This window comes from Actinomadura sp. KC345 (assembly GCF_004348515.1).
Taxonomy (GTDB): Bacteria; Actinomycetota; Actinomycetes; order Streptosporangiales; family Streptosporangiaceae; genus Spirillospora.
This window is the reverse complement of sequence record NZ_SMKH01000265.1, coordinates 1-10,861: the sequence shown is the minus strand read 5'-3', so window position 1 is coordinate 10,861 and position 10,861 is coordinate 1. Positions and strand designations below refer to the sequence as shown.

The following is a 10,861-nucleotide window of genomic DNA, read 5'->3' as shown; positions in this document are numbered from 1 at the left end:
CCGACCGCCCCCTACCTGACCATGCTCGGCAACGGCCTCCGCGAGGCCCACGGCTGGTCCGCCGAACGCGCCGGGTCCTACCTGGCCGGACGTCCCGGCGCCCGCGGCGCCTGGACGTCCCGCGGCATCGCCGACCTCCTGCGCCCTGGCCGTCCGCCGTCCGGGCCGCTAGGTTCGGACCATGAAGGCCGGTGACGTCGCTGACGACTTCGAACTGCCCGACGAGACGGGCGAGCCGCGCACGCTGACCGGGCTCCTGGAGAAGGGCCCGGTGGTCCTGTTCTTCTACCCGGCCGCGCTGACCCCCGGCTGCACCGCCGAGGCGTGCCACTTCCGCGACGTCGTGGCCGAGCTCGCCGAGGCCGGAGCCCACCCGGTGGGCGTCAGCGCCGACCCGGTCGACAAGCAGAAGGAGTTCGCCGACAAGCACACGCTCGGCTACCCGCTCCTGTCCGACCCCGGCGGCGAGGTCCGCGCCCGCTTCGGCGTCAAGCGCGGCATCGCGCTCATGCCCACCAGGCGCCAGACCTTGGTCATCGACACCGACCGCCGCGTCCTGGCGGTCATCAAGAGCGAGATCCGCATGAACACCCACGCGGACAAGGCCCTGGAGGCGCTCAACTCACGACGGGCAGGTTGATCGTCGAGGGATGGGCCGGGGAGTGGAAGATCTCCTGGTCGGCGGTGAGCATGTCGGTCGCGGTGCCGATCGGGGCCCCGGTCCCCGGGTTGCGCGCGACGCGGGGATAGGCGCCGCTCGCCACCTGGAGGCGGACGCGGTGGCCGCGCCGGAAGCGGTGGCCCACCGGCCAGAGCTCCAGGGCGACGTGGCGGACGCCGCCGGCGCCGGGCTCCGGAGTGCCGGGGACGAGCCGCCGCATCCCCTCGCAGAGGTTCAGGGACTCGCCGCCCGGGGTGACGTCGCACAGCCGCACGACGAAGTCGGTGTGCTCGCGGTTCGAGCGGATGTGCAGGTCGGCGGTGACCGGGCCGATGACGTCGAGGTCCTCGTCGAGGACGGCGGAGGTGTAGGTCAGCACGTCCCGGCGGCGTTCCAGGCGTTTCTGGTCGGTGGACGGGCGGGTCTCGCCGAGCAGGGTGGGGCCGCCGAGGAACGGCGTCGGATGCTCCGGGTCGTACTGGTAGGTGTCGGGCTCGGACTCGGGCGGCGCGCCGGGCGACAGCGCCCCGGCGGGCTGCAGGTGCCAGCGTTCCTCGCGCATGCCCGGCACGGGCCAGTCGGGGAACTCGCGCCACTCGCCCGCCCCCGTGATGTACAGCCGGACCGGCTGCTCGCGCAGCTCGGACGGGTCGTCCAGCAGGTGCGCGCGGAACCAGGCGACCGACTCGCCGACCGAGCCGCGCATCATCCGCTGGTCGGCGTGGAACCACGGGCCGATCGTGAGGTAGGGGCGCCGGCCGGCGGCGCGGAGCGCGGCGTAGTCCTTGATCTGCCAGGGCAGGAAGATGTCGTACCAGCCGCCGGTCATGTTCACCGGCGCCGCGACCTGCGCGACCGTCGGGCTGAAGTCGCGCTTGTCCCAGAAGGAGGTGTCGGGACCGTTGACGAGGAGCTCCTGGAAGAACCGCTGCTGCTCGCCCGTCGCGAGGCGGTCGAGTTCGGCGATCGGACGTCCCGAGAGCGTGGCGCGGCGGGCGCGGCGCGGCGACATGATGCCGGTCGTGATGCCGGACAGGGAGCTCTTCATCCGGGCGGTGAGGTCCACCCAGATGAGCGTGGACTCCAGCGCGAACGTCCCGCCGACGTTCACGGCGTCGCGGAAGGTCGACGCGGTGACCTGCATCGACAGCGCCTTGAGCTCGGGCCCCGCCTCGGCGGCGACGGCCCACTGCACGTAGCCGAGGTAGCTGGGGCCGTGCATCGCGAACGTGCCGCCGAACCACGGCTGTGATTTGAGCCACTCGATGGTGGCGAGCCCGTCCTCCCGCTCGTCCAGCGCCTCGAACACGCCGCCGGACCCGAACCCGCCGCGCACGCTCTGCACCACGGCCTGGAACCCGTGCGACGCGAACGCCTGCCCGCACATGAGCCCGAACGGGCCGCGCCGCCCGTAGGGGGAGCGGACGAGCACCGTGGGCGCCCGCTCGACCTCCGCGGGTGCGTAGCGGTCGGCGAGCAGCGTCACCCCGTCGGCGGCCGGGACCTCCAGATCACGCTCGACGGTGACCCGGTGGGGGCCGTTCCGCAGTCCCAGCGCCGTGACCCCGAGCCGGCGCATCATTCCCACCCCTACCACCTGATCGATCGTAATCGTCCCGCCGGCCACGCCCGCACCCGGAGTCCGTGATGTGGCTCGCGGGCTCGCGGTCTTCTATACGATCGAGGACGCGCAAGCTCGCAAAACGGGATCTGACGGGCGGGCGAGGCCGTCCGCGCGGAGGGGGAGATGCACACGTCATGGGCGATGTGAGCTGGGAGCGCGTCATCGCCGCCGGGATCGTGCTGGCGGCCGCTCTCGCGATCGCGGTGTTCCTGCGGCTGGTCACCGGCCGGCTGACCAGGCAGGCGGGCAACACCCGGTCGCCCTGGGACGACATCGGCGCTCGGCTGATCAAAGACCTCGCGATGCCCGTCTCGGTGATCCTGGGCCTCTGGATCGCGGCCAAGGTGCTGGAACTGCCGCGAGGCACGCTGGACATCACGGCCAAGGTGCTCACCGCCGTGACGATCTTCGTGATCACGCTGTCGCTGGCCCGGCTGATCGCCGCCGGGGTCAGTTCGGTCGCGCTGGCCAGGCAGGGCGTCGCCGGCAATGTGACGATCTTCGCCAACATCACCCGGGTGATCGTCATCGGCGTCGGCATCATGGTGATGCTGCAGAGCCTGGGGGTGTCGATCACACCGCTGCTCGGCGCCCTGGGCGTCGGCGGACTGGCGGTCGCGCTCGCGCTGCAGGACACGCTCGCCAACCTCTTCGCGGGCGTCCACGTCCTGGCGGCCAAGACCATCGAGCCCGGCGACTACATCAAGCTGTCCACGGGGCAGGAGGGGTACGTCGTCGACATCAACTGGCGCAACACCTCCATCCGGACGCTGTCGGACAACATCGAAGTCATCCCGAACATGCGGTTCTCCGACACGATCCTCACCAACTACCACCGCCCCACGGAGGACATGTCCATCCTGGTGGACGCGAAGGTGCACTACGAGGCCGACCTGGACGAGGTCGAGGACCTCTGCATCGAGGTCGGCCACGAGGTGATGAAGGAGGTGCAGGGCGGCGTGGCCGACACCGGCATCTTCGTGCGGTTCAAGAACTTCGACGACGGGGCCGTCGGTTTCCACGTGATCCTGCGGTCCTCGGAGTTCGGCGACCAGTTCCTCATCAGCCACGAGTACCTGAAGCGCCTGCACAGGCGGATCCGCGAGCGGGGCATCCAGCCGCCCTACTGGCAGCACCGCGTCTCCCTCGGCGACGGGCACCGGGGCAACGGCGTGCCGGTCCCGAGGACGGAGCCGCCCGCCCGCAAGCCCGAACTCGCCCGCGACCGCGGGCAGGGCGGTGACGCCGAGCCCGCCGGCGAGGGCGAGGTCTGACCGGCGGGGTTCGACCGGCCCGGCGGCTTCGGAGGGCCGGCCGTCGCGGCCGGCCCTTGCGCGGAAGCCCTGTGCTGCTTACGCGGGCGGGGGAGTGCCCTCGTCGAGGGCGTCGGTGGTGAGCAGGCCGCCGAGGCTGTCCTCCCCGTAGCGCAGGTGCTTCTCCAGCGAGACGAGCGCCCCGTCCTGCGGGTAGGAGCAGAACCGGACGTCGTCGGCCAGCGCCTTCATGATCAGCAGACCGCGGCCTCGCTCGGCGGCCGGCTCGGGGTGCGGGACCTGCCCGGCGTCGAACCCCGTCCCGGCGTCGATCACCTTGATCATGCAGCGGCGGTCCTGGATCGTGACCCGGACCGTGTAGTGGGCACCGTGCTCGGCGTGCCTGATCACGTTGGTGCACGCCTCGGTCAGCATCGCCTCGATGTCGTCACGGATCTGGTCCTCCACCCCGAGGGCGGTCAGCGCCGCGTCCAGCAGCCTCCGGGACGCCGGGACGCTCGCCGCGTCCCGGGGGAGCAGGAGGTCGAGGCTGATCTCCACGTTGTCTCCGTCCACGTTTCGTCCCAGAGAATCGTGCCCTTTCGGACGCGCTCAAACATGGAACGGGACCCACCGCCCGGCAGGCGGGCTCAGCCGCCGCCGCCCGCGTTGGCGGCGGCCGCCCTCTGCTGGCTGATCACTTTGCGGGCCGCGTTCGCCGCCGGGCCCGTCCGGGCCGTCAGCTCCTGGATGCGCCGCTTGTGCCGCCGCCGGTCCGAGCCCGGCAGGACGGTCTTCAGCTCGCCCGCGGCCGCCAGCGCGACCGCCGCGGCGTCGTAGCTGTTCACGTGGGCCACGGGGCGTCCCCGCAGCGCCGACGAGGCCCCGCCCCACAGCGACTTCACCACGCGCGGGTCCTTGACGATGATCTCCTGGCGGGGGAACAGCCCCATCACCCGGCGGGTCCGGACGCGGATCCAGCCGCCGCGGGCCAGCTCGTCGCGTACCCGGCCCACCATCGCCTTGGTGTCCTTGCGCACCCAGTGCTGCCACGACCGGGGCCGCGACTCCGTGATCTGCGCCAGCACCCCGTACGGGTCCTCGCCCGGTGTGCCGGGGACGGGCTTGCGCCGCTCCTCGCCGAGCCGCCCGTCGAGGTACAGCTCGGTGAGGGCGGCGGCGCGCAGCACGTAGCCGAGCTGCGCGCCGCCCTTGCCCATCCTCTGCTTCTTCAGGTCGTACGCCAGCAGGAACATTCGCGCCGGCAGCGATTCCGGAACATTGACCATGACTATTCCTCGCCCCCGCCGGGCGGCGGGTCGTTCTCGTCCTCGGCGGTCCTGCGGGGGCGCCCGCGCCCCCGCATTCCCCGGGCCGATCCGGGCATCCGCCCGGCGTCGGCGAGCGCCCGCCGCAGCAGGAACTCGATCTGCGCGTTGGTGCTGCGCAGCTCGTCCCCGGCCCACCGCGCCAGCGCGTCGTGCACGGCCGGATCCAGCCTCAGCAGGATCTTCTTGCGCTCAGTCACTGGTAGCGGGGGTCATTGGTACAGGCCGCCGGTGTTCACCACCGGCTGCGCGTCGCGGTCCGCGCACAGGACGACGAGCAGGTTGCTGACCATCGTCGCCTTGCGCTCCTCGTCCAGTTCGACGACGGCGTCCTCCTCCAGCTGGTTCAGCGCGAGCTGCACCATGCCGACCGCGCCCTCGACGATCCGCTGCCGTGCCGCGACGACCGCGCCCGCCTGCTGGCGGCGGAGCATGGCCTGCGCGATCTCCGGCGCGTACGCGAGCCCGGTGATCCGCGACTCGATGATGTCCACGCCGGCGGACGCGACGCGCTCGGACAGCTCCGCCGACAGCTGGGCGGTGATCTCGTCGGCGTTGTCGCGCAGCGAGATCCGGTCGGCGGCGTCGTAGGGGAAGCTGCCCGCGATGTGCCGGACGGCCGCCTCGGTCTGGAACGCCACGAACTCCACGAAGTCGTCGACCTCGAACACCGCGCGGGCGGTGTCGGCGACCTGCCACACCACCACGGCCGTGATCTCGATCGGGTTGCCGTCCAGGTCGTTGACCTTGGCCAGCCCGGTCTCGTGGTTGCGGATCCGCGTGGAGACGCGCGGCCGCACGGTCAGCGGGTTCACCCACCGGAGGCCGTCGGTGCGGACCGTCCCCTTGTAGCGCCCGAGGAGCTGCAGCACCCGCGCCTCGTTGGGGGCCACCGGCGTCAGCCCGGCCGCGACGACCAGCGCGGCGACCAGGAGCAGCGACCCCGCGGTGACGCCAGTCGCGATGCCGGCGGCCCCTCCGGCCGCGACGCCGGCGAGCGTCGCCGCGATGCCCAGCAGGATCAGCACCACGGTGAGCGTCAGCATCGCCCAGCCGCCGCGGTCCCGCGCCCGACGCTCCGTGATCTTCGGGCGCGGCATGTCCACCTTGGTCGTCTCGTCGGCCATATGAGTTCTCCTCGTCTTCGTTATCACCAACCTAGCAAAGTGATATCACTTTTTCCAATCCGGGGGCCCGGTCAGCGGACGGTGACCAGGTCGGGCTCCTCCTCCTCGGTGATCACTTTGGGGACGCCGCGGAGCGTGATGAGCGAGAACACGGCGACCAGCGCGGCGAGCCCGGCGCTGCACAGCAGGGCCGCGTGCATGCCGTCCACGAACGCGTCCCGGGCGGCGGCGCCGACCTGGCCGGCCAGGTCCCCGGGCAGGGCCGCCGCGGCCTGGAGCGCCCCGGCGATGGAGTCGCCGGCGGCCGACGCCGCCGGGCCGGGCACGCCCGCGGGCAGCTCCAGGGCGCTCCGGTACACCGCGTTCAGCACGCTGCCGAGCACCGCCATGCCGAGCGCGCCGCCCAGCTCCATGCCCGTCTCGGATATCGCCGACGCGGCGCCCGAGCGGTCCTTCGGGACCGACGCGAGGACGGTGTCGCCGGTGACCGTGAGCCCGATGCCCATGCCCACCCCGGCCAGCAGCATCGAGGGCAGCATCGTCCAGTACGAGGTGTCCAGCCCGACCGTCAGGAACAGCGTGTAGCCGCACGTGGCGAGCAGCATCCCGGCCGCGACGACCCGGGCTCGGCCGAGCGCGGAGATCAGCGGCGGGGCCAGCAGCGCGCCGCCGATCATGGCGCCCGCCGCGCCGGGCACCCCGGCCAGGCCCGCCTTCAGCGGCGACCAGCCGAGCGCGAGCTGGAAGAACAACGAGAAGATCAGTGACTGGGCGACCAGCGCGAACATCGCGAACATGTTGGTGATGACCGCGCCGCTGAACGCGGCGCGCCGGAACAGCCGGACGTCGATCAGCGGCTCGTCCAGCCGGCTCTGCCGGACTACGAACGCGGTCAGCGCCAGCGCGCCCGCCGATGCGGAGACGTAGATCCATCCCTGGTCCAGGCCGTGCGCGGCGGCCTCCTTGACCGCGTACACGATGCCGAGGACGCCGGCCACCGACAGCGGCACGCTGAGCAGGTCCAGCCGTCCCGGCACCGGGTCGCGCGACTCGGTCAGCAGCACGGCGCCAGCGACGAACGCCGCTGCCATGACGGGCACGTTGACCAGGAAGACCGAGCCCCACCAGAAGTGTTCGAGCAGCGCGCCGCCGACGACCGGCCCGAGCCCGACCGCGAGCCCGGCGACGCCCATGAACGCGCCGACCGCCGCCGTCCTCTCCTTGGGGTCGGTGAAGGCGCGGCGGATCAGCGACAGGCAGGCCGGCATCAGCGTCGCCCCGGCGACGCCGAGCAGGGCACGGGCCGCGATCAGCAGCTCGGCACTGGGCGCGTAGGCGGTCAGGGCGGACGCGGCGGCGAACAGCGCCATCCCGGCCAGCAGCAGCTTCTTGTGGCCGATGCGGTCGCCGACGCCGCCCATCGTGACCAGCAGCGCGGCGAGGGCGAACCCGTAGGCGTCCGCGATCCACAGGACCTGGGTGGACGACGGGCGCAGGTCCGCGCTCAGATGCGGCACGGCCTGGTTGAGGGCGGTCAGGTCGATGCTGGGCACGGCGGCGACCAGCAGGCAGGTCACAAGCGTGGCCCATTTGCGTGTGGAGGAATCCATGCACGCAACCGTCGCGGGGCGCGCTGACCGTCCGCGCACCGCCGGCTGACGGCGCCGCCGGCGCCGGTCAGCGGTGCGTCAGCAGCGCGAAGGCCCGCGGGCGGGGGAGCGCGGCGGCCTCGGCGAACGCCGCCTCGTACGCCGCGTCTCCGAGCAGCGCGCGGGCGGCGGCCACGATCCGCCCGGCGTCCGGGTCGCCGGGGACGCGGCCGTGCCGCAGCGCCGCGGCGAGGCCCAGCAGCCGCGCCGCCCGCTCGCCGTCGTCCTCCGCGACCGCCACATCGGCCAGCCCGATGGCCGCGATCGCCTGGTAGCCGAAGATCGGGCGGTCGGACGACACGTCCAGCGCCTCGTGGCACAGGTCCCGCGCGCGTCCGTGGTCGCCCTCGGCGGCGGCCAGCCGGGCCAGCCCGACGAGCGCGGAGCCCCGCACCTCGGCGGCGGTGAAGCGCTCGGAGGTGCACCGGGCCAGCGCCGTCTCGTACAACCGCCGCGCCCCGGCGGCGTCGCCGCGCAGCCGGGCCACCTCGCCGAGCCCCTGGTACGCGCCGGCGATCTTCTCGGGGGCGCCCGCGCGCCGGGCGGACTCCAGGCCGCGCTCGTACCCGGCGTGCGCCGCGTCCAGGTCACCGCCGTGCAGATGCATGAGGGCCCGCTGGTAGAGCAGGTCGGCGGTGTCCTCCAGCGCGCCGAGCTGCTCCACCAGCTCCAGCGCCTCCTCCTGCAGCGCGAGTGCCCGGTCCCGGTCGCCGCGCAGGTCGGCCACCTGGGCGAGCGCGTCCAGCGAGCCGGCCGTGCCCCAGCGGTCACCGCAGGCCCGGAACCCCCGGACGGCCTCGGCGCACGCCTCCTCCGCGTCCGCCAGGTCGTCGTGGACCCGGGCGAGGAACCCGGCGCCCATGCTGAGCAGCGCCTTCGTCCAGGGGTCGTCGCCGGTCTGGACGGCGGCGTCCCGGCCGGCGGTGTCCAGGTCGGCGAAGAAGCCGTAGTTCGCGGCGGGCCCGGAGATCATCGCCAGCATGACGAGGGTCGCCGGGTACCTCAGCGGGCCGTCGACGCGGTGCAGCAGCACGGTCGCCCGGTCGAGCCACCCGGCCGCCCGCTCGCCGGTGACGCCGCCCGACACCGCGTTGGTGGCGCACAGGGCGTACTCCTCGTGCAGCCCGTCCGGCGGCTCGCCGACGACGTCCAGCAGCTCGGACGCCAGCGACGCGCCCTCGATGCGTCCCCTCAGCAGCCAGTACCACGTCAGCGACGCGGTCAGCCGCAGCGCCGTCGCCGGGTCCCGGCGGACGGACCGGCGCAGCGCCGCGTGCAGGTTCCCGTGCTCGGCGGCGAGCACCCCGAGCCAGGCGAGCTGTGCGGCGCCGCGCAGCTCGGGGTCGGCTTCGCGGGCCAGGCCGAGGAAGTACCCCGCGTGCGCCTCCTCCAACCGCTCCGTCTCACCGGCCTCGGCGAGCCGCTCCGCGCAGAACGCGCGGACGGTGTCGAGCATCCGGTACCGGGCGCCGTCGGCCTGCAGCAGGGACTTGTCGGCCAGCCCGGCGACCAGCTCGTCGGTGTCGCCGAGGTCGCAGACGCCCATCGCCGCCTCCAGCGTGAACCCGCCGGAGAAGACGGTGAGCCGCCGCGCGAGCGTCCGCTCCGCCTCGTCCAGGAGGTCCCAGCTCCACTCGACGACCGCCCGCAGCGTCTGGTGCCGGGGCGCGGCCGTGCGGTCGCCGCGCGACAGCAGCCGGAACCGGTCGTCCAGCCGCGACGCGACCTGCGCGACCGGGAGCGACCGCAGCCGCGCCGCCGCCAGCTCGATCGCCAGCGGCAGCCCGTCGAGGGCCCGGCAGATCCGCGGGACGGCGTCGCCGTCCATCACGAAGTCCGGCCGGACCGCCTCGGCCCGGTCGAGGAACAGCCGCACCGCCGGATACGCGGCGAGCTCCGCCTCCGTCGCGCCGTCCGGCGGCAGCTCCAGCGGCGGCACCGGCCACAGCGCCTCACCGGTGATCCCGAGCGCCTCCCGGCTGGTCGCCAGCACCCGCAGCCCGGGACAGGCGCGCAGCAGCCGGTGCGTGAGCGCGGCGACGGCCGCCACGACGTGCTCGCAGTTGTCGAGGACGAGCAGCAGCCGCCGCCCCTCCAGCGCGGTGATCAGCCGCTCCTCGGTGTCCGCCGGCAGGCCGGGCACCGGCCGCATTCCGGCCGCCCGCAGGCCGAGCGCCCCGAGCAGCGCCTTGGGGACGTCGCCCGGATCGACCGGCGCCAGATCGATGAAGCAGACCTCGCCGTCCTCCCGCCGCGCCGCCTCGACCGCCAGCCGCGTCTTGCCCGCGCCCCCGGGCCCGAGCAGCGTGACGAGCCGCCCGCCCGCGAGCATCGTCCCGACCCGCCGCAGCTCGCTCTCGCGCCCCACGAAGCTGGTGAGCTGCTCCGGCAGCCTCGGCAGGGCGGTCTCGCCGCCCTCACCCCGCAGGATCGCGACATGCACGTCCGCGAGTTCCTGCGAAGGGTCGGCGCCCAGCTCGTCGGCCAGGACCCGGCGGCCCTCCTCGAACACCGCGAGCGCCTCCGCCTGCCGCCCTTCCGCGTGCAGCGCCCGCATCAGCGTCGCGCGCGCTCGCTCCCGCAGCGGCTGCGCGTCCACCAGCTCCCGCAGCGCCGGAACGGCCGCGCCGGCGTCGCCGCCCTTGACCGCGGCGTCGCCGTACTCCTCGACGACCGAAGCCCGCTCCTCGTCCAGCCGGGCCACCTGCGGCCCGGCGAACGGCGCCCCCAGATCCGCCAGCGCGGGCCCGCGCCAGAGCCCGAGCGCCTCCCTGAACAGGCCCGCCGCCCGCGCGAACTCCCCGGCCGCCAGCGCCTCTCGCCCGCCGGCCGCCAGCCGCCCGAACCGGTGCACGTCGACGTCGCCGGGATCGACGGCGATCCGGTACCCGGCCGGATGCCCTTCGACCAGGTCCTTGTCCCCGAGACCGCGCCGCAGCCGCGACACCTGCGACTGGAGCGCGTTCGCCGTCCCGTCGGGCGGCTCGTCCCCGTACAGCCCGTCGATCAGCCGCTCGTTCGGGACGATCCGGCCGGCGTCCAGCAGCAGCATCGCCAGCAGCGCCCGCACCCTGGGCCCGCCCACCGGGACGGCGACCCCGTCTGCACAGACCTCGACGGGCCCCAAGACGCCGAACCGCATGCCCCGATTCTTCCGCATCCCTGGACCGCGGCACCCCTCGACTACGGCACCCCTCGACTACGGCACCCCTCGACTAC

General features: G+C 73.9%; 9 protein-coding genes and 1 pseudogene. 3 read left to right on the top strand and 7 right to left on the bottom strand.

What is annotated here, in order from left to right; genetic code table 11:
- Positions 1–195: pseudogene (locus E1281_RS31300) on the top strand (hypothetical protein); the annotation flags it as partial.
- Entirely contained in the window at positions 182–640 is a 459-nt protein-coding gene (locus E1281_RS31295; protein ID WP_131883317.1) for a peroxiredoxin, read from the top strand. The pseudogene E1281_RS31300 and the gene E1281_RS31295, both read left to right, overlap by 14 nt.
- On the opposite strand, the gene E1281_RS31290 is transcribed toward E1281_RS31295, so the two are convergent.
- The gene (locus E1281_RS31290) at positions 618–2,258 is read right to left on the bottom strand and encodes a CocE/NonD family hydrolase (RefSeq protein ID WP_347813323.1); all 1,641 of its coding nucleotides are present in this window, start codon (positions 2,256–2,258) and stop codon (positions 618–620) included. The genes E1281_RS31295 and E1281_RS31290 overlap by 23 nt on opposite strands.
- Positions 2,259–2,419: 161 nt before the next feature.
- On the opposite strand from E1281_RS31290, the gene E1281_RS31285 reads away from it, so the two are divergent.
- Positions 2,420–3,559 carry a mechanosensitive ion channel family protein gene (locus E1281_RS31285; protein WP_131883316.1) on the top strand — a complete coding sequence of 380 codons (1,140 nt, stop codon included), beginning with the start codon at positions 2,420–2,422 and terminating at the stop codon, positions 3,557–3,559.
- A 78-nt stretch (positions 3,560–3,637) separates the two neighbouring features.
- On the opposite strand, the gene E1281_RS31280 is transcribed toward E1281_RS31285, so the two are convergent.
- The 6 genes from E1281_RS31280 to E1281_RS31255 all read right to left on the bottom strand — a co-directional run bounded on the left by E1281_RS31280 (position 3,638) and on the right by E1281_RS31255 (position 10,784).
- Entirely contained in the window at positions 3,638–4,114 is a 477-nt protein-coding gene (locus tag E1281_RS31280; protein WP_243717620.1) for an ATP-binding protein, read from the bottom strand.
- Between the two features lie 74 nt (positions 4,115–4,188).
- Positions 4,189–4,827 (bottom strand): GPP34 family phosphoprotein, encoded by a 639-nt coding sequence (locus tag E1281_RS31275; protein ID WP_131883315.1) that lies wholly within the window; start codon positions 4,825–4,827, stop codon positions 4,189–4,191.
- Between the two features lie 2 nt (positions 4,828–4,829).
- On the bottom strand, positions 4,830–5,066 hold the full coding sequence (locus E1281_RS31270; protein WP_131883314.1) for a hypothetical protein: 237 nt from the start codon (positions 5,064–5,066) through the stop codon (positions 4,830–4,832).
- A 12-nt stretch (positions 5,067–5,078) separates the two neighbouring features.
- Entirely contained in the window at positions 5,079–5,993 is a 915-nt protein-coding gene (locus E1281_RS31265) for an SPFH domain-containing protein (protein ID WP_131883313.1), read from the bottom strand.
- A 71-nt stretch (positions 5,994–6,064) separates the two neighbouring features.
- On the bottom strand, positions 6,065–7,603 hold the full coding sequence (locus tag E1281_RS31260; protein WP_131883312.1) for an MFS transporter: 1,539 nt from the start codon (positions 7,601–7,603) through the stop codon (positions 6,065–6,067).
- Between the two features lie 67 nt (positions 7,604–7,670).
- Positions 7,671–10,784, bottom strand: coding sequence for a BTAD domain-containing putative transcriptional regulator (locus E1281_RS31255; protein WP_131883311.1), 3,114 nt, complete (start codon positions 10,782–10,784; stop codon positions 7,671–7,673).
- Positions 10,785–10,861: the final 77 nt, after the last annotated feature.

What these genes read in the sequence shown, in the direction of transcription:
- E1281_RS31295 (WP_131883317.1), top strand. Translation starts at nt 182, where the DNA reads ATGAAGGCCGGTGACGTCGCTGACGACTTCGAACTGCCCGACGAGACG.
- E1281_RS31285 (WP_131883316.1), top strand. Translation starts at nt 2,420, where the DNA reads ATGGGCGATGTGAGCTGGGAGCGCGTCATCGCCGCCGGGATCGTGCTG.
- E1281_RS31275 (WP_131883315.1), bottom strand. Translation starts at nt 4,827, where the DNA reads ATGGTCAATGTTCCGGAATCGCTGCCGGCGCGAATGTTCCTGCTGGCG.
- E1281_RS31265 (WP_131883313.1), bottom strand. Translation starts at nt 5,993, where the DNA reads ATGGCCGACGAGACGACCAAGGTGGACATGCCGCGCCCGAAGATCACG.
- E1281_RS31260 (WP_131883312.1), bottom strand. Translation starts at nt 7,603, where the DNA reads ATGGATTCCTCCACACGCAAATGGGCCACGCTTGTGACCTGCCTGCTG.
- E1281_RS31255 (WP_131883311.1), bottom strand. Translation starts at nt 10,784, where the DNA reads ATGCGGTTCGGCGTCTTGGGGCCCGTCGAGGTCTGTGCAGACGGGGTC.